The organism is uncultured Aquimarina sp. (genome assembly GCF_947492405.1).
GTDB lineage: Bacteria > Bacteroidota > Bacteroidia > Flavobacteriales > Flavobacteriaceae > Aquimarina.
Genome location: NZ_CANLMP010000008.1, coordinates 248,898 through 266,160 on the forward strand (window position 1 = coordinate 248,898; position 17,263 = coordinate 266,160).

The 17,263-nt window shown below is 32.9% G+C and carries 19 protein-coding genes; 13 read left to right on the forward strand and 6 right to left on the reverse strand.

Annotated features, from left to right (window positions below):
* Genes Q0829_RS24305 through Q0829_RS24320 form a run of 4 tightly spaced genes read right to left on the reverse strand, consistent with a single transcriptional unit; the run spans position 1 to position 4,046 of the window.
* Complete coding sequence (locus Q0829_RS24305; RefSeq protein ID WP_298547860.1) at positions 1–1,113, reverse strand: efflux RND transporter periplasmic adaptor subunit; 1,113 nt, start codon at positions 1,111–1,113, stop codon at positions 1–3.
* A gap of 6 nt (positions 1,114–1,119) precedes the next feature.
* On the reverse strand, positions 1,120–1,482 hold the full coding sequence (locus Q0829_RS24310; protein WP_298547862.1) for a hypothetical protein: 363 nt from the start codon (positions 1,480–1,482) through the stop codon (positions 1,120–1,122).
* 10 nt (positions 1,483–1,492) lie between these two features.
* Positions 1,493–2,740 carry a hypothetical protein gene (locus Q0829_RS24315; RefSeq protein WP_298547864.1) on the reverse strand — a complete coding sequence of 416 codons (1,248 nt, stop codon included), beginning with the start codon at positions 2,738–2,740 and terminating at the stop codon, positions 1,493–1,495.
* Positions 2,733–4,046 carry a DUF4270 family protein gene (locus tag Q0829_RS24320; RefSeq protein WP_298547865.1) on the reverse strand — a complete coding sequence of 438 codons (1,314 nt, stop codon included), beginning with the start codon at positions 4,044–4,046 and terminating at the stop codon, positions 2,733–2,735. The genes Q0829_RS24315 and Q0829_RS24320 overlap by 8 nt, the downstream gene beginning before the upstream one ends.
* A 224-nt stretch (positions 4,047–4,270) precedes the next feature.
* Between Q0829_RS24320 and Q0829_RS24325 the strand changes: the two genes are divergently transcribed.
* The 5 genes from Q0829_RS24325 to Q0829_RS24345 all read left to right on the forward strand — a co-directional run bounded on the left by Q0829_RS24325 (position 4,271) and on the right by Q0829_RS24345 (position 8,397).
* Positions 4,271–5,179 carry a DUF6268 family outer membrane beta-barrel protein gene (locus Q0829_RS24325; protein WP_298547866.1) on the forward strand — a complete coding sequence of 303 codons (909 nt, stop codon included), beginning with the start codon at positions 4,271–4,273 and terminating at the stop codon, positions 5,177–5,179.
* A complete protein-coding gene (locus Q0829_RS24330) occupies positions 5,163–6,182 on the forward strand; it encodes a kelch repeat-containing protein (protein WP_298547869.1) in 1,020 nt (339 codons plus the stop codon). Before Q0829_RS24325 ends, Q0829_RS24330 begins: the two co-directional genes overlap by 17 nt.
* Positions 6,183–6,265: 83 nt before the next feature.
* Positions 6,266–6,607, forward strand: coding sequence for a DUF4907 domain-containing protein (locus Q0829_RS24335; protein ID WP_298547871.1), 342 nt, complete (start codon positions 6,266–6,268; stop codon positions 6,605–6,607).
* Positions 6,585–7,667 (forward strand): histidine kinase, encoded by a 1,083-nt coding sequence (locus tag Q0829_RS24340; RefSeq protein WP_298547873.1) that lies wholly within the window; start codon positions 6,585–6,587, stop codon positions 7,665–7,667. Before Q0829_RS24335 ends, Q0829_RS24340 begins: the two co-directional genes overlap by 23 nt.
* 1 nt (position 7,668) lies before the next feature.
* Entirely contained in the window at positions 7,669–8,397 is a 729-nt protein-coding gene (locus Q0829_RS24345; protein ID WP_298547876.1) for a LytTR family DNA-binding domain-containing protein, read from the forward strand.
* Positions 8,398–8,543: 146 nt separating this feature from the next.
* On the opposite strand, the gene Q0829_RS24350 is transcribed toward Q0829_RS24345, so the two are convergent.
* The gene (locus Q0829_RS24350; RefSeq protein WP_298547877.1) at positions 8,544–8,894 is read right to left on the reverse strand and encodes a hypothetical protein; all 351 of its coding nucleotides are present in this window, start codon (positions 8,892–8,894) and stop codon (positions 8,544–8,546) included.
* Positions 8,895–8,918: 24 nt separating this feature from the next.
* Positions 8,919–9,488: a hypothetical protein gene (locus Q0829_RS24355; RefSeq protein WP_298547879.1), complete on the reverse strand. Its 570-nt coding sequence runs from the start codon at positions 9,486–9,488 to the stop codon at positions 8,919–8,921.
* A 431-nt stretch (positions 9,489–9,919) separates the two neighbouring features.
* Between Q0829_RS24355 and Q0829_RS24360 the strand changes: the two genes are divergently transcribed.
* From Q0829_RS24360 to vgrG, 8 genes are all read left to right on the forward strand, one after another.
* Positions 9,920–10,510: a DUF4255 domain-containing protein gene (locus tag Q0829_RS24360; protein WP_298547881.1), complete on the forward strand. Its 591-nt coding sequence runs from the start codon at positions 9,920–9,922 to the stop codon at positions 10,508–10,510.
* A 1-nt stretch (position 10,511) separates the two neighbouring features.
* Positions 10,512–11,522: a hypothetical protein gene (locus Q0829_RS24365; protein WP_298547882.1), complete on the forward strand. Its 1,011-nt coding sequence runs from the start codon at positions 10,512–10,514 to the stop codon at positions 11,520–11,522.
* 15 nt (positions 11,523–11,537) lie between these two features.
* Positions 11,538–13,502 (forward strand): phage tail sheath C-terminal domain-containing protein, encoded by a 1,965-nt coding sequence (locus tag Q0829_RS24370; RefSeq protein WP_298547883.1) that lies wholly within the window; start codon positions 11,538–11,540, stop codon positions 13,500–13,502.
* Positions 13,503–13,655: 153 nt separating this feature from the next.
* Positions 13,656–14,102 (forward strand): phage tail protein, encoded by a 447-nt coding sequence (locus Q0829_RS24375; RefSeq protein WP_298312700.1) that lies wholly within the window; start codon positions 13,656–13,658, stop codon positions 14,100–14,102.
* Positions 14,102–14,545: a phage tail protein gene (locus Q0829_RS24380; protein ID WP_280929528.1), complete on the forward strand. Its 444-nt coding sequence runs from the start codon at positions 14,102–14,104 to the stop codon at positions 14,543–14,545. Before Q0829_RS24375 ends, Q0829_RS24380 begins: the two co-directional genes overlap by 1 nt.
* 1 nt (position 14,546) lies before the next feature.
* Positions 14,547–14,714 (forward strand): DUF5908 family protein, encoded by a 168-nt coding sequence (locus tag Q0829_RS24385; protein ID WP_298547887.1) that lies wholly within the window; start codon positions 14,547–14,549, stop codon positions 14,712–14,714.
* A gap of 2 nt (positions 14,715–14,716) precedes the next feature.
* A complete protein-coding gene (locus Q0829_RS24390) occupies positions 14,717–15,442 on the forward strand; it encodes a LysM peptidoglycan-binding domain-containing protein (protein ID WP_298547888.1) in 726 nt (241 codons plus the stop codon).
* Between the two features lie 2 nt (positions 15,443–15,444).
* Positions 15,445–17,190: a type VI secretion system tip protein VgrG gene (vgrG, locus tag Q0829_RS24395; RefSeq protein WP_298547890.1), complete on the forward strand. Its 1,746-nt coding sequence runs from the start codon at positions 15,445–15,447 to the stop codon at positions 17,188–17,190.
* The last annotated feature ends 73 nt before the right edge of the window (positions 17,191–17,263 follow it).

The window sequence follows — 17,263 nt, forward strand, 5'->3', positions numbered from 1 at the left end:
TTATTCTAGAATTTCAATTGGCATACCAGGGTAAGCATTGGCAATGCTTTGATTTACAATAAGATTTCCTGATTCCAGACCAGAAATAACAGACGTATCACCTTGATAATTGACAATTCTTATGGATCTCAATTCTAACAGCTTATTATTTACAACATAGACCATGTTGTTTTCGAGAATAAGCGCATTGTCTATTTTAAAAACATCTATTAAATCGTCACCATCTATTTGAGCTTTTAGGTATTGACCATCCTTTAGGTCTTCATTGCTAACTTCTACAATAACATTAACACTCTGTGTATCTTGATTTATTTTACCGTTTATCCGTGTTATTTTTCCAATAAATGACTGAGAATTATCTATTGTTTTAAGGTGAACAGAAATTCCTTTTTTAAGATATTTATTATCAGATGCGGGAATCGCAAGATGGAGTTCAAAATTAGAATCATCTGTAAATTCTCCGATTTTCTGACCACTTCTAATTAAGGTTCCAACATTTATAGTAGACTCTGTGACTATTCCATTAAAGGGGGCATTGATATGATATTTACTTAATCGTTCTTCTAAATTTATGATGTTGTAATACGCACTATAAATATTCTTTCCGGAGACAAAAAGTTTCTCTTCATTAGAACTAAATTCTGGCAGCTCTGGTGTTTTTGAATTAACAGTAAGATTTTCTAAATAAGTTCCCCATTTTTTGGAGATATCAGGGTAATCTATTTCCATATCGGGCAACATAGCCGCAATTTGATTCATTAAATCGCTGCGCGCGGATTTAATTTGGGCAGCATGTTCTTTACTATCCATTACAATTAAAGCTTGTCCTTTTCTAAATCTATTACCGATCTTAAAAGCCGTATTTGTTTGTTGAATCACTCCTTGCACTTCGCTATATAGTTCTATTTTTTCTTTAGCGTGAAGTATGCCTGTAGCTTCTACGAGATATGGCACATTGGTTAATTCTACTTGTGTTACTTTAATTGCTTTTATAGCCGTCTCGACTACGACTTCTTCCTTTTTTTCGTTGTCTTCACTGTTTAATAAATTAAAAGCCAACAAGCCTAAAATTACAATTGAAATTCCTATAATGATACTTACATATTTTTTCATTTTGATCTATAGTTTCATGTTCTTTCTCAAATGTTTTTTAATTTTTGGAGCTACATCGTCTTCATACTTTTCTAATTGTTCTTGAGACAATACTTTTTCCAGTTCAGCAGATTTTCCTTTTTTTATTTCGTTCATCTCTCCAATTTTACCAAACATGCTTCCCTCTGCTTCCATTAAAACAACCATTTTCTCTGTATACTTTAGATTGATTATTTCTACTTTTTCAGTTTGTTCTTTAGTAAGATTCAACTCCTTAACCATCTGCTGTGTCTGATATTCAGACATTTCAGTTACATTCATTTTTTGCTGTGCAAAACTGTTTGCATTACAAAAAAGAATTATTATTACTGTTAGAATGTTATTTTTCATATAGTTTTTTTTAATTAAACTTTAGTTTCCTAAACCATATATCTTTAAGACTTATGTTGACATTGATCATGTTAAATCTTTCTTCTACCAGAATACCCGAAACTGTTCCTCGTTGCCCGGTCGCATATGAAATATTGATCATGGAACCTCCTCTAATGCTAATAGGAAAACCTATTCCGGCGGTAAGACTGTAATTATTGATTGTTTGATCATTTACTTTTAAGTATCCAGAATCATAATTAAGTCCAGCTCTGAATTCTATATTTTCCCAATATTTTAGTCCAATCTCTTTTGCTCTATATTGAGCTCCAAGACTGATTATGCTTTGGTCCACATAATCACCGATATCATCACTTTGATTGGTAAATCCCCACAAACTTCCCTTATAATCTAAATTAACAGTAAGTGAGTTGAAAAATCGAGCACTAGCTCCAAAACCGATTTCTAGTGGTAGTTTAAAGCTGTCGATAGTTAGATCGTTTTCATCTTCTACCTCAGTAGGAATAAAGTCAAGACTTTTAAAAACACTTCTGTCCTGTGATCCCCTTAAGGATGTGGGGAAATCAGTTGTAAAACCCAAAGCATATTGGTCATTTATTTTATATTGTAATCCAAACCCTAGTCTGAAACCATTATAAAAATTCTCTTCTGCTATATTCAGGAAGCTTTCTTCAAAAATGATGTTTTCTGTTTGGTCAATAGCGCCAAATAAAAATGAAGATTTAATACCTAAACTTAGATTATCATATAATTTATATCCATAATGCAAGCTTAAATCATTAAGACCTCCAGAACCGATAATGTTACTAACAAATTCATTTTGAGAACCTTCGATGTTAGTTGCAATTCCGATCAAAGCATATCCGACGTCTGTAAATGGAACTATGGATAAACCCATTCCAGACCTTTCATTAAGGCTAAATCCCATGGACAGATTAGAAAAGTTAGACGAAAACCTGTTTTCATCTTTATCATTAGTAGAAACTTTATTAAGCTCTCCTAGAAAACCAATATCTAATAAAAAACTCTGTTCAGAAATACCTGTGAAGGATGCTGGATTTAAGGTATTCAATAAGTAATTACTTTCTAAAGCAATTCCTCCTTTTCCTAGAGCACTATTTCTTCCTGTATTAGAATTGGTCTGTACACCTAAGCCAAACAAGGAATATGGAGATCCTGTCAAAGAATTGGTTTGTGCTTTTGATATAGAAATCCAAAAAAACAATACTCCTAATATTTTTAAACAATTATTATTCATCATAAATAGCATACGTCAATATTAATCGAGCTCTAAAGTCTGTACTGCTTTCGCCTTCTAGTACAAAACGATCTACGGTTTGATTAAAGCTTTGGGAAAAAAGTACTAGAGCATTATCTATAATAGGAGCTTCTTCAAGTTCTTGCTCTAAATAAAACCCAATAGGTATTTCGTATACCACTTCATTGAATTCTATGTTTTCTTCATTAATAATTGCAAAAACATTTCCTTGTCCATTGAACAATCGATCTACCAGCTCATTGTTTTGATCAGCTATGTCAACATTAAGAGAGTCCCTAATAGGAAGGACTTCACTAAAAACTTGCGGGGGAGGTTTAATTTGCAGCGTGGCGTTAAGAATGGTTCCGGTACCAGGAATATCATAAATCTTGCGAATAGTAGGAAACTGAATACGAGTTGCATACCCAACGCCAGCTTGAATATAACTTCTGTTTTCGCTGTCTTTGGACAATAAATTAGTTTCTTGATCAATCAATGGTTCAAGAAAAGTACCCGTTACATTACTTCTAATATTGTTAAAGGATTTAGGAATGACTGTAGCAGAATTTATAAACAAATCAAATGTTTCTTCATTATCCCCAAATTCTCCGGGAACCGTATAGAAAAATCGGAGATAGGTATTTCCATTACTTTTTGAAAAACCTAAAACAGAAGCATCATCATCATCTCCGGGTTGTAAAGTAAACCCCTTAAAATTTCTTATTAACTCTTCATCGTCATTAATATCTCCATCACGTATCAAATCAAACAATGTTTGACCAAAGGTAATAGGTATTGATATATGCAAAGAATCTTCATCAAATGGTTCAGGAATATAGTTTCGTGTAACTATTGGAGTAGTTTCGAAAGGAAGTAAACTTGTATTATAAAACACATCCTCTTCTGGATCAACTTCGTCCGTAAGAACGTGAATATTTACTTGTGCAACCTTAGTAGTATCACTATAAAAATATCGATCATATCCTAAAATCAGAGCAATACTGTCTAGCTCAGCATCATCCGGTAGACCGTAACTAAGAGCGGTTAACTCGAAATAATTAGAAGCACGCACAGTACCAAAGAACTCGTCTTTATACTGTCCTAATAATAATCTATTGCTACTGGAGCTATTAATACTATCAAACTTAAAAGTCGATAACTCAACTGCAAAAGTATCAATAGATATTATCCGCACATTAGAATCTGTAAAATCCTGCCCTACTTCTAACGTAGGAATATCTTCTTCTCGATCAGAACAAGAAATTATAGATAATATCAATAGTAATAAACCTAATAGTTTCCTCATTTTTTATTATTTGAATAACAAAACAAAGAGACTATTCAGAATTAAAAAACTAGAATCTACAGATTAGGAATACCTCTATACCAGCTCCTGTTTTTATCCTACCAATCTATTAAATAGAGTTTCATCGAGGTAAATCACATTTTGGTATATAAAAAATATAAACCGGTATATCTTTTTTTTTGATGCTTTTAAGCTGGGTTATTTTTACTCAAAACTCGTATTAAATGAGGTGTCATTTTACATTAATAATAATGCTTTCAGGAATTGCTAATACACTATGGAGTCAGAATCCACAAGGTGAGATAGGAGGTTTTGAATATTCGGTTGTTCCTGATATTGGTGATACCCAGATAGAAAAATATGCTACAAATCTAAATTTTGGAACTAAACTAGGAACGGGTATGGTAGGTTTAGGGGTTTCCTATACGCTCTATGACTTTTTTTATAAGAAGGACTCTTTTGTCGATTTTAATCTAGCTCCCTATGAAAGGATTCATAATATAAGATTACGAATATTTTATAGGTATATGATTAATGAATCCTGGTCAGGAAATATTCTATTTTCTCCGATTATATCATCCAACTTAACAGGGAGTTTAAGTAATGAGGATCTCATCATAAATTCTATACTTTCTGTATCCAAAAAATGGGGCAATGAAGAGAATTTGTCGGTACTAACGTTTGGATTAGGTTTCGGAACTCCGTTTGGTGAACCTCAGTTTTTTCCTGCTATTTCTTTTAGAAAAAAAATAAATTCTAGTTGGAGTTATATATTGGGAATTCCGGAAACAAGTATAAACTATACGTACAGAGAGAGACATGTTTTTTCAGGGAAAGCTACTTTTGAGGGGCTTTTTGGAAATGTGTCTTCGTCCATTGCTTTGCCTGATAGTAGTTTACAAACGAATACAAAATTGCAGTATAATTCACTAAATACAGGATTTCAATATAATTATAGAATCCAACCCAACTGGACTACTACCATTAGTTTAGGTTATGCGCCTTGGAATCAATTAAAAATACTTGACAATAACAATAATGAGCTATATGATATAGGATCAGATAGTTCCTTTTATATATCTATGGGATTAAAGTTTAACTTAAATAAAACAATGAATGAAAACAAAAAATAATCCATATCTAATAAATCCATTCCAATTACAAAAATTAGTATTGGCATCACTAATGGTTATTGTCATTACTAGTTGTTCTGATGATGATGATGATGAGTTATTAGGAAATTGGGTAGAAAGATCCGTTTTTGATGGAACTCCTAGAAGCAGTGCTGTAGCATTTACTATTAATAACACCGGATATATGGGTACCGGATTTGATGGTGATGATTATCTGAAAGATTTCTGGAAATATGACCTGGAAGGAAATTTCTGGAGTCAATTGGCAGATTTTCCCGGAGTAGAACGCAGCGCTGCTGTGGGGTTTACAATTAGTGGTAATGGGTACGTAGGTAGCGGTTTTGATGGAGATAATGAATTAAATGATTTTTATCAATATAATTCTTCAACCAATATATGGTCTCCTATTGCTGATTTTACAGGAGGGAACAGACGAGGTGCTGTTGCTTTTAATTCTGATTCTTCTGGATATGTAGGAACCGGTTTTGACGGTGATAATGACAAGAAGGATTTCTGGAAATACAATCCTGTTAGTGATGAGTGGAACGAATTAGTAGGCTTTGGCGGGGATAAAAGAAGAGATGCCATAACTTTTTCTATCGGAGATAAAGTATATCTGGGAACAGGTATTTCTAATGGTATAAATCAGGAAGATTTTTGGGTGTTTGATATTACAACAGAAACCTGGAGTGTACTAACAGATCTTGATGATAATGATGACTATACAATTACAAGAAATAATGCTGTAGGCTTTAGTATAGGAAACAAAGGATATGTTGCTTGTGGAAATAGTGGACTAGGTCCATCTACTTCTATATGGGAATATGATCCTACAACTGATCTTTGGGTGGAGAAAACAGAATATGAAGGTATATCCAGAGAAGATGCGATTGCCTTTTATAATGGATCACGAGCTTTTGTTGGATTAGGTAGAACAGGAACTTTATATCTGGACGATAATAGAGAATTTTTTCCATTTGAAACTGAAGATGAAGATGATTAATAATTATTAGCTACGATCAGACAGTATTCTTTTTTTACCAATACTTTCCTCCATAAATACTGTCTGGTCTATTTTAAACAACTATGAAAGAGTTTCTTAAATATACGATCGTCTTTATCACAATTGTCACAGGGGTTTTAGTATCGAGTTTCTTTCTTCAAAAAGGAACACTAAAAAATGATAATGTATATATACTAAAGATTAGTGAACGTGCAGAAAAAGAATGGTATTACGAAGTGTATTTGGATTCTAAGTTAATTATAAAACAAGAAACCATTCCTGGAATTCCAGGGGTGCAACGCTTTAAATCTAAAGAAGAGGCAAGAAGAATTGGTTTGTTAGTAATTACTAAACTAAAATCTGGTAACCTGCCAATGATATCATTAAATGAATTAAAGAAGTATGATATCACTTTCAAAAAATAACTATCTTGATCCATATAAAAAAGTAGTTGCTTTGAAAAAAAGCTTTAAAATTAAAGAGATCTGGATTCACGTAATTATCTGGTTGTGTTTTTTTACATTACCTATAATAATCGCAATTCCAGAATTAGATCAAATACGATTAGATTTTTTTTATAGAGGATTTAGTAGCGCAATCTTATTTTATATTAACTACTTGCTATTAGTTCCCAGATTGCTTCTGAAGAAAAAAATCCTTCTATACATCATACTTTCAATTAGTGTTTTGGTTTCTTTTAATTACCTTCTTAGAAATTTTTATCCAATCCCACCATTGGAGAATTTAGATAAATATTTGGAATTAGAAAATGAATTCCATCCTATAAAAAAATTGAAATATATTGTTCCTGCGATTTTCTCTTTTGTCTTTTTTCTTTTAGGAGGCATCTTTAGTCTTATTGTTGATTTTTATAAAAGAGATCAAGTTTCTAAAGAAATAGAAGCAAAACGAACTGAAACGGAGCTTCGATTTCTAAAAACTCAATTAAACCCACACTTTTTATTCAATTCTTTAAACAGTGTTTATTCATTAGTACGTAACAAATCTAATGAAGCTCCGGAAGCAGTAATTACACTATCCGAGTTAATGAGATATATGTTATATGAGGCTAATCAGGAAATAGTGTTTCTAAAAAAAGAGATTGATTATATAAAAAACTATGTATCTCTACAGCGACTTAGACTTGCTAATAGTGAACAAGTAAGACTACTTATAAAAGGAAACTATGAGGACAAAAAAATTTATCCTCTTCTATTGATTTCTTTTATTGAAAATGCTTTTAAATATGGTACGGATTTTAAAGGAAATACTATTATAGACATTACGATTGAAGTCATTGAAAATAAACTGATAATGAGTATAAGTAATATCATCGGAACTTATAAGAAGAATGAAGATTCTTCGGGTATTGGTCTTAGCAATATAAAGAATCGTTTAGAACTTTTGTACAAAGATGCCTATACGCTTACTATAAAGGAGGATGAAGACTTTTATAAAGTCGATTTAACATTAACACTTAAATAGAATGAAGTGTATTATAATTGATGATGAGCCACTAGCGCTTAATATAATAAAATCCTATTGTGAGGATTTAGGTACTCTAGAAGTTGTTGGAACTTTTACAAATGCATTAGAGGCATTAGACATTATTAATAATACGAATGTTGATCTTGTTTTTTCTGATATCGAAATGCCTCAAATCAATGGGATCGATTTTATGAAAGCTATAGATCACAAACCGCTTTTTATTTTTACTACTGCCTATTCCCAATATGCTATAGAAGGATTTGAGTTAAATGCTGTAGATTATTTGGTAAAACCTATACCTTTTCCAAGGTTTATAAAAGCAGTAAATAGAGCTAAGGAAATTTTTGAATTAAAAAAAGACAATTTAAAAACACCAAATACAGTAAAGAAACCCACAGAATCGATTACTACTCCTGATCAATTTATTTTTGTGAAATCAGAATATGAAAACATAAAAATAGAATTGGAGCTTATAAAATATATCGAAGGTCTTAAAGATTATTTGAAAATTCACATCACTTCCGGAAAACCTATATTAACATTGATGAGTTTTAAAGACATTGAGACTAAATTACCGTTGGATGTTTTTTTGAGAGTTCATAGATCATTTATCATTAATATAAACTACATCGATTCTGTTCAAAGAAATAGAATAATCATTGATACCGTAAGAGTTCCAATTGGAGAAAGTTATAAGAAAGCTTTTTTAAAACGTTTAGGGATATGATTTAGATAAAACATTTGTTAATGTAAATTCGTTATTTAATTTTTGTGTAAAAAGGAAATATAAATAGTTAATAAAAATAATAATGAAGAAAAACCGAACAAACTCGCTCATAAATTAAAAGGAACTAAGCTTTTAATTCTTTTATTTTACGAATTATTATGTTTAATTTTTATTTTTTGCACCAGTTTACAAACATATTTTTTAAATTCCATATTCCGAACCCCATAACCATCAAGACCTATTAACTCTACGTTCTTTGAGTCTCCTGATGTTAACTGAATATAGAACAAAGAATATCCATCTCGTTTAAACCAAACCTCATTTTCTTTACATAAAATTTCATATGTGCTGCACTCTTCGGAAAAAGGAGATTCTTTAATTAATGAATAGTTTTCATAATTAATACATTCATAGTGTCGTTCGATTTTCGCCCAGTATGATTGATAATATATTACTATAATAGCGATAAGTATGATCAATAAAATAATTACTACCATGATTATGTGAAGTTTATAGAATGCCTAGTAATTACCTATAGATTGACTAACAGAAAAGAAGTTTAGATCCGTTGATTGAGGATTTAAAATTAACTCACTTTTTTCTATATCATTTTCGAACGTTACAATTTTTTCTAATGCTCCTAATGGGTTATATACTTTCCATGGACCTTGTCGTTTACCTTTTACAAAGGCACCTTCAATTTTTATCTTCCCATCAGAATAAAAAGCTTTCCAAGTACCATGTTCCTCACCATCATTATAATTTTCTATAAAGCTTAAAGCTCCATTTTTATCATAAATTTTCCACTGCCCCTGAGTTTTATCATTTTTGAATGTTCCTTCTTTTTTTAATTTTCCATTGGTATAAAAGAGTTCCCAAGATCCGTTTAGCTTGTTTCCTGTTGTTTCTCTTATCTCTTTAACCGAACCGTCAGTATAGTACAATGTATTCTGAATATTTTTCTGTTTACCAATATTAGAATAAGTGTTATTGGTCATTTTATTTGTTAGAGATGTCAATTCCTGAGCGTTAGTCTTAGTATAGAAAAATAGATTTAAAAATGACAACAGTGTGAAGAGTATCTTTTTCATAATAAAAGTGCTTTTGGTTTTATTCCTTACAAAGATTCACAATAAACCAGATTTTTATTACACCTCTTATAGTGAAAATACATTCACTGTTTTCAGGGAATGGAACTTTAACAACGTATGATTTACATCATTTATACTTATATTTTAATAAGAGTACAATAAAACAGTAATTTCTTAGGGGGATTTAACCCATTATCTAAAAGTTATTTTCCTGCATAGAATCCGTGTTTTAGCTATGTTAACTTATGCATCTAAAACATAATTTTATATCATCTTAATCAAACCTATAATTCCCTTTTTAATTGATTGAGAATATGTACCCCACTTATTAGTATAAGCACGCCCTATTTCTTTGGATTTTAAAATGTAAATCATCTTTTGATACAGAAAAAGTGATTTATAAAAACAGTTAATTCTATAATTAAAAGAGTATGATATTCGAGGTACTACAGATTATTACAGAAGAGGTTAACAATTTCTTCAATATAGAGATCGAAGAAAAACCAGTTTCATTGGATAACATCGCCTTTATAGAATCAGACACTAACGAGAATTCAAACACCAGTAATAATGTAGTACTATCATTATTACATACTGAGGAGGAGGCCACTTTAAAAAACATATTAAACCATCAAATAGAAGGAACTAAGGTTGTCTATAAAAATAATAAGGTGCATTTGAACCTATATGTAATGTTTTCCGCTAACAGAAGTGATTATACAGAATCACTAAAAAGTTTGTCAAAAATCATTGAATTTTTCCAGTCAAAAAGAATTTTTACGCAAAGTAATACCAGTTTTGATAGAGAAGTAGATGGAATGGACAAGATTAAAGATTTCAGATTCACTGTAGAGCTTTTTAGTCCATCTTTTGAAGAGATGAATTTTATCTGGGGTACACTTGGCGGCAAACAATATCCCTCAGTGATATATAAAGCTAGCGTTCTCGAGATAGAAAGGGATGTTACACAATCAGAAGGAAGTTTAATTACTGAAATAAATGGAACTCTAAATCATAAATAAAATGGCATTTAGAACACTATATAAAACCTTGTTTGAGATAGAGTTGCTGCACTCTTATTTTCTGGATGACGGATTATCCCCTTTTGTATCTATGAATGATGATGATAAAAAAGAGCAACTAAAAAAGTACAATTTTTTGGACTACATCAATATAATTCCTTCGTATGCAACTCAGGGAATTTTAAAAAATCATAAACTGGTTTTGAGAAAAGGGCTGAAAGGTTTCAGGATATTGGGTAGTGTGGTTGAAGAAAATGATAAATTTAAATTGCATAGGTTTTTAGAAAATGATCTAAAACTTACCTTTTTAGTCTATATAAAAGATTACTTATTTGATAATTATACTGAGCTCACAAAAACAGATAATAGACTTTACTATTTCTCTAATATCAAACCAGCCACAGAAACAGATCCTTACTCCTATATTCCACTTAGTTCCTCAAGTGACTTAATTACCGATGATTTTTTGTTAACAGAAGAAAGCACTAGACAGTTATGGTTTGATTTGGAACAGGACAATATAAGGGCAGAAATAACGAAACGATTAGATCTGGTCGCAGAGCTCAAAAACGATGATCTAATTACAGACGAAGGAAAACAGATTTTAGATCAATCTATTCAAAAAGAACATGGCAGAGGCCTATTAGGAATTATTGAGCTACGAATGATTGGTGACAATACTATGGATGTTATAGAGATTGATAGTACTGATCCTAATGATATCAAAAGTTTTTTATTAAACCCAACACCAGCATATAAACTTCATTTCGAAAACAGAAAAACCATTTGGAAGTACATCAAAAAATCTGATGAAAACGAATTAGAAACTTCTTCGGTAAAACCTTTAACCAGGAATGGTTTTATAGAAATTGATCCAGATACTGATTTTTCGGGTCCATTGCCCACTGATATAGATAAATACATTTTTCCGAACCCTACGGCAAATATCATAAAACAGATAACTGACGAAAACACAAATATAACAACAACATATTCTGAAATTTTTATTTAAAAAACAATTAAAATTATGGCAACTACGTACAAAACACCAGGGGTCTATATCGAGGAGATTGTAAAATTTCCTCCTTCGGTAGCCCAAGTAGAAACAGCAATTCCGGCATTTGTTGGATACACGCAAAAAGCTAGGGAGAAAGAAGAAGATCTTACCGAGACACTCCATATGGATCCGAAAAGGATTACATCTATGTTAGAATACGAAGTACACTTTGGATTTCCACAGAAGGAGACCGCATTGGGTATTACTATCACGGAAGTTGATGGCGAAAAATCAATAAAAGTGACTGAACCGGCATCCGATGCAAAGTCACCATTTTTAATGTACTATGCGATGCAAATGTATTTTGCAAATGGAGGCGGTCCTTGCTATATAGTTTCTGTAAATACATATGCAGATGCAATTACTAATAATTCAGCAACTCCAGTTCAGTTTAATGATCTATCTGATGGTCTGGCCACATTAGAAAAAGAGGACGAACCAACATTATTATTATTTCCAGATGCAACTTCATTAGCAAATGAAGCAGATTTTTATAACCTGTATAATAATGCATTATCACAGTGTAAAAAGATGCAAGATAGGTTTGCAATAATTGATACTTATACTGATGACGAAGATGTAGAAATGAATGATCCAGAAGGAGTTAGATTTCTTATCAGTTCTGATATTGATGAAAAAAAATATGGAGCAGTATATTTCCCATACTTAAAAACGATTTTGGATTATCATTATGATGAAGATGTACTTCAGATTACACATAATTCTGATGTACCAGTTGGAGGTTCATTACAATCAGACAGTAATGATGCTGCAACGAGTATAGCAGCAGAGCAAGTAGCAATGACAGGTCTAGTAACAGATCTTACTACAGCAGATACTACTTTACAAGCAGGAACAGCACCGGACGCATTGACTAATCTGACAACAATAACAGACGCTTTAGCGCCAATTATTACATCATTAGAGCAGGTAGTAAGTGACGCAAATACCGTAGTGAGTAGTGCAAATACAGCAGCAGCAACTTCGAGTGAGGATGCCGTTTTATCCGCAGCAGCTACTGCAGCAGCAGATACTTTAGAAGTAGCGGTAGGATCAGGATCTGCGATAGCTAACTTAATAGACACTGTAAATGGACATGTAGTAAACCTTACTGGAGCCGCTAATGGTACCGCTGTTAAAGCAGAATCTACAGCTTCTATAGCCTCATTATCGACAGTAGATGCAACCATACAATCAGTAGAAGATTTGATAGCATCTACCATATTGGCTATTACTGCAGCTATTGCGGTAGACACTGATAGTGGTAGTCTAGATGGCTTAATTCTAAGTGCAATAAAGGATAAAGACAGCGCTACTTACAATAATATTAAGACAGCTATTAATAATCTCCCTCTAGAATTACCACCATCATCAGCTATGGCAGGGGTGTATGCTCGAGTAGATAATGATCGTGGAGTATGGAAAGCACCTGCAAATGTATCTGTTAAATATACTGTAAAACCAAGTCAGAAGATTACAAATGATATTCAGGATCGCCTTAATGTTGATACAGTAGCAGGTAAATCAATTAATGCTATCAGAACATTTACAGGAAAAGGAACATTAGTTTGGGGAGCACGAACACTGGCAGGAAACGATAAAGAATGGAGATATGTTCCAGTAAGAAGGTTTTTTAATATGGCAGAAGAGTCTATCAAAAAAGCTACAGAACAGTTTGTTTTTGAACCAAATGATATGAATACATGGGTTCGAGTAAAAGCAATGATCAATAATTTCTTAACACTGCAATGGAGAGCAGGAGCATTAGCTGGACCAACACCAGATAAAGCATTTTACGTAAATGTTGGTTTAGGAGAGACAATGACTGCTAATGATATCCTGGATGGTAATATGATTATAGAAATAGGAATGGCAGTAGTGAGACCTGCAGAATTTATCATTCTTAGATTCTCTCATAAAATGCAAGAAGCTTAGAGTAGATTTTTAGTAGCTAGTAAATAAAATAACCATAAAGTAAATCATTAATAATAACATTTCTCTTTTGCCAAACAAGTAACTTAAAAAAAAAGCTTCTCCCTTTTTTAGGGGAGATGCCTGAAAGGCAGAGGAGGTTAAAACATAGAAATCATGGCAGAATATCCATTACCAAAGTTCCATTTTAAGGTTACAATTGGCGGTGATACCGAATTAAATTGTACCGAAGTATCAGGTTTAGATTTTGAAACCGAAGTGATAGAATACAGAGGAGGAGCGGACAATGATTATTTTAAGAAAAAGCAACCTGGAATGACCAAGTTTGCGAATATTTCCATCAAGAGAGGGACTTTTGCTTCAACAAAAGGTCAGTTCTACGATATGTGGAAGAAAAATGTATTCTTTCAGGAAGGCGAAGAACAATTTAGAAGTGATCTTACCATCAGTTTACTGGATGAGAAACATGAACCAATCGTTACTTGGGAAGCAGCAGATGCGTGGTTGCTAAAAATCCAGTCAACAGATCTGAAAGCCGATGGAAACGAGATTGCAATAGAATCTGCAGAGTTTGTAATTAACAGTCTTAAACTTGCTTCGTAATGGCTACCTATTATCCACCAGTAGGATTTCATTTTAGTGTAGAGTTTACCGGTTTATCTACTGGTGATAAAGATCATCAGTTTCAATCCGTCTCTGGACTAACCGTGGATATCGAAACTGAAGAAATTACAGAAGGTGGAGAAAATAGATTCAAGCATAAAATTCCAGTAAGGACAAAGTATCCCAATCTTGTTTTAAAGAGAGGTTTACTAGTTGATTCAGAAGTAGTGGATTGGTGTAAAAAAGCAGTAGAGAATTTTGATTTTGAGCCAATAGATCTTATTGTCAAGCTCCTTAACGAAAAACACGAACCACTACTATCTTGGAATATTGTGCACGCATATCCTATAAAATGGTCAATAGCAGATTTTAATGCAGAAGAAAGCAAAGTAGTTATAGAAACAATTGAGTTGGTATACAACTATTATAATACCATAACATAACATGGGCGCAATAGAGATCAAAGAACTTCATATCAAAATTAATGTTGATAATGAAAAAAGTAAATCCAGTGGTAATGCTTCTAAAAAACCTGAGGCTAATAAGGATGTGATCATTGCCGAATGTGTAGAACAAGTCATGGAAATCATTGCTAAACAAAAGGAACGATAGTTATGAGTACGGGAGAATTAACAAAATTAAAGATTAAAGCCTATAGCGATCCTCAGTTTAATAACGAGGTAGCCGATGGAGAATTCACCACTTTGGTAAATCCAGAGAAGTATACCTTTAATTATAAGATCGAACAAAATGAAGATCAGGCATCAGGGACGAGTGATTTATCTCCTAGATTTAATAAAAAACTTCCAGAAGACCTCGAATTAGAATTCCTTTTTGATAGAACCGGTGTGATTATACATTATGGTAGTAATCCCGATGAAAGTTCGGATGATACAGTTTTTAAGGATAATGGAGAAGGTGTTATCGATGATATCGAAAAGTTTAAAAAAGTAATTCTTGATTATAATGGTGATGAGCACAAACCCAATTATGTAATGATCTATTGGGGAACCCTTTTGTTTAAAGGAAGTCTCACCGAAATGAATGTAGAATTTAAGCTTTTTAAATCAGATGGCACTCCCATACGAGCAGTTGCAAAGGCAAAATTTCAGGGATTTGTAGAAGATGATCTACGGGTAGCGAAAGAGAATAATCAATCTCCCGATTTAACACATATCCGTTTGGTAAAAGAAGGAGATACATTACCGCTGATGTCGCATCGTATTTATGGAGATTCAAAGTATTATCTGGAAGTAGCCAAAGTAAACGAGCTTTCTTCTTTTAGAAAACTAGAAGTAGGAAAAGAAATCTTTTTTCCACCTATAGAAAAAATATCATAATTATGGCAGAAGGTAGCGTTATACAAACTTCGAAGAATGCAGATCTGGTTACTCATAAACTTCTTGTGGGCGGGCAGGAACTTTCAAAAAAATATCAGGTTAAGACGATTTCTATAGAAAAAGAAGTGAATAGAATCTCAACGGCTAAGATCATTTTGATAGACGGCGAGCCGGCAAAGCAGGATTTTGAATTAAGTAATGAAGAGTTATTAATTCCAGGTACAGAAGTCGAAATCACAGCCGGATATCATTCCGATGAGGAAACAGTTTTTAAGGGTATTGTAATCAAACACAATATAAAGATAAGAACGAATGGTTCCTACTTAATTCTAGAATGCAAAGATGAATCGGTTAAACTTACCATAGGTAGGAAGAGTAAGTATTTCTACGAAAATAAGGATAGTGGAATTATTGAAGAAATTATTGATACCTACGGAATTGATAAAGAAGTAGAAGCTACCAATTATGAACATAAAGAACTAGTGCAGTATAATATTTCTGATTGGGATTTTATAGTAAGTAGAGCACAGGCAAATGGGAAACTTTGTTTTGTTGATGACGGAAAGTTAAGTATTAAAAAACCTGATTTCGGCGCTACCGAAATAGAAACAGTCACTTTTGGTGCTACCATGTTAGATTTAGATGCAGAAATAGACGCAAGGCATCAGATAGATAAAGTAACATCGTATAGTTGGAATTATGCTGACCAGGAGCTTGTGGAGATTGAAGCGGCTGATCCCGCTGTATCCTTAAACGGAAATTTAGAACCGTCTGATCTATCATCCGTTATTGCTCTAGAGAACTTAGAACTAAGACACGGTGGTGCACTTTCTACCACAGAAATGCAGGATTGGAGCGATGCTAAATGGATGTTCCAACAGCTTTCTAAAATTAGAGGTAGAGTAAAGTTCCAAGGGATTCCAGTAGTAAAACCAGGAACGATTCTAAAACTTCAGGGTGTAGGAGACCGCTTTAACGGAAAGGTATATGTAACCGGGATAAGTCATCATATTTCTGAAGGAAATTGGACTGTAGATGCACAGTTCGGAATTAACCCCAAATGGTTTTCAGAAACCTATGATATTAACCCAATGCCTGCATCTGGTTTATTATCAGGAGTATGTGGATTACAGATTGGTGTTGTGAGTCAGTTAGAAGAAGACCCGGATGGAGAAAATCGAATATTAGTGCAATTACCTATAGTTAATAGTGAGGAACAAGGTATTTGGTGCCGTATCGCTTCTTTAGACGCTGGAGAAAACAGAGGTGCTTTTTTTCTCCCAGAAATCTCTGATGAGGTAATTGTTGGTTTTATTAATGATGATCCCAATGATGGAGTAGTATTAGGTATGTTAAATAGCAGTGCTAAACCTGCGCCACTTACAGCAAGTGATGATAATCACGAAAAAGGGTTCATTACCAGAAGTGAGATGAAAGTACTGTTCGATGACGATAAAAAATCAATAAGTATAGAAACACCTGCAGGTAAAAAAATAGTACTGGATGAAGATGCAGGATCTATAGTTGTAGAAGATGACAATTCTAATGTAATCACCATAGATGATTCGGGAATAGCGATAGAAAGTGCTAGTGATATTAACCTAACAGCATCTGGAGATGTAAATATCGAAGGAACCAATGTAAATATTACTGCCAGTGCACAGTTTAAAGCAGAAGGATCAGCAGGAGTCGAAATGTCATCAAGCGCCACAGCAACCTTAAAAGGTTCTTTAGTACAGATAAACTAGAGGTAAGTATTCAGTAGTGAGTACAAAATATAAAATACAAAATACAAAATTGAATAAGAACGAATTCCAGCTT

Coding starts and splice junctions, on each gene's coding strand:
- Q0829_RS24305 (WP_298547860.1), bottom strand. CDS start 1,113: ATGAAAAAATATGTAAGTATCATTATAGGAATTTCAATTGTAATTTTA.
- Q0829_RS24310 (WP_298547862.1), bottom strand. CDS start 1,482: ATGAAAAATAACATTCTAACAGTAATAATAATTCTTTTTTGTAATGCA.
- Q0829_RS24315 (WP_298547864.1), bottom strand. CDS start 2,740: ATGAATAATAATTGTTTAAAAATATTAGGAGTATTGTTTTTTTGGATT.
- Q0829_RS24320 (WP_298547865.1), bottom strand. CDS start 4,046: ATGAGGAAACTATTAGGTTTATTACTATTGATATTATCTATAATTTCT.
- Q0829_RS24325 (WP_298547866.1), top strand. CDS start 4,271: ATGAGGTGTCATTTTACATTAATAATAATGCTTTCAGGAATTGCTAAT.
- Q0829_RS24330 (WP_298547869.1), top strand. CDS start 5,163: ATGAAAACAAAAAATAATCCATATCTAATAAATCCATTCCAATTACAA.
- Q0829_RS24335 (WP_298547871.1), top strand. CDS start 6,266: ATGAAAGAGTTTCTTAAATATACGATCGTCTTTATCACAATTGTCACA.
- Q0829_RS24340 (WP_298547873.1), top strand. CDS start 6,585: ATGATATCACTTTCAAAAAATAACTATCTTGATCCATATAAAAAAGTA.
- Q0829_RS24345 (WP_298547876.1), top strand. CDS start 7,669: ATGAAGTGTATTATAATTGATGATGAGCCACTAGCGCTTAATATAATA.
- Q0829_RS24350 (WP_298547877.1), bottom strand. CDS start 8,894: ATGGTAGTAATTATTTTATTGATCATACTTATCGCTATTATAGTAATA.
- Q0829_RS24355 (WP_298547879.1), bottom strand. CDS start 9,488: ATGAAAAAGATACTCTTCACACTGTTGTCATTTTTAAATCTATTTTTC.
- Q0829_RS24360 (WP_298547881.1), top strand. CDS start 9,920: ATGATATTCGAGGTACTACAGATTATTACAGAAGAGGTTAACAATTTC.
- Q0829_RS24365 (WP_298547882.1), top strand. CDS start 10,512: ATGGCATTTAGAACACTATATAAAACCTTGTTTGAGATAGAGTTGCTG.
- Q0829_RS24370 (WP_298547883.1), top strand. CDS start 11,538: ATGGCAACTACGTACAAAACACCAGGGGTCTATATCGAGGAGATTGTA.
- Q0829_RS24375 (WP_298312700.1), top strand. CDS start 13,656: ATGGCAGAATATCCATTACCAAAGTTCCATTTTAAGGTTACAATTGGC.
- Q0829_RS24380 (WP_280929528.1), top strand. CDS start 14,102: ATGGCTACCTATTATCCACCAGTAGGATTTCATTTTAGTGTAGAGTTT.
- Q0829_RS24385 (WP_298547887.1), top strand. CDS start 14,547: ATGGGCGCAATAGAGATCAAAGAACTTCATATCAAAATTAATGTTGAT.
- Q0829_RS24390 (WP_298547888.1), top strand. CDS start 14,717: ATGAGTACGGGAGAATTAACAAAATTAAAGATTAAAGCCTATAGCGAT.
- vgrG (WP_298547890.1), top strand. CDS start 15,445: ATGGCAGAAGGTAGCGTTATACAAACTTCGAAGAATGCAGATCTGGTT.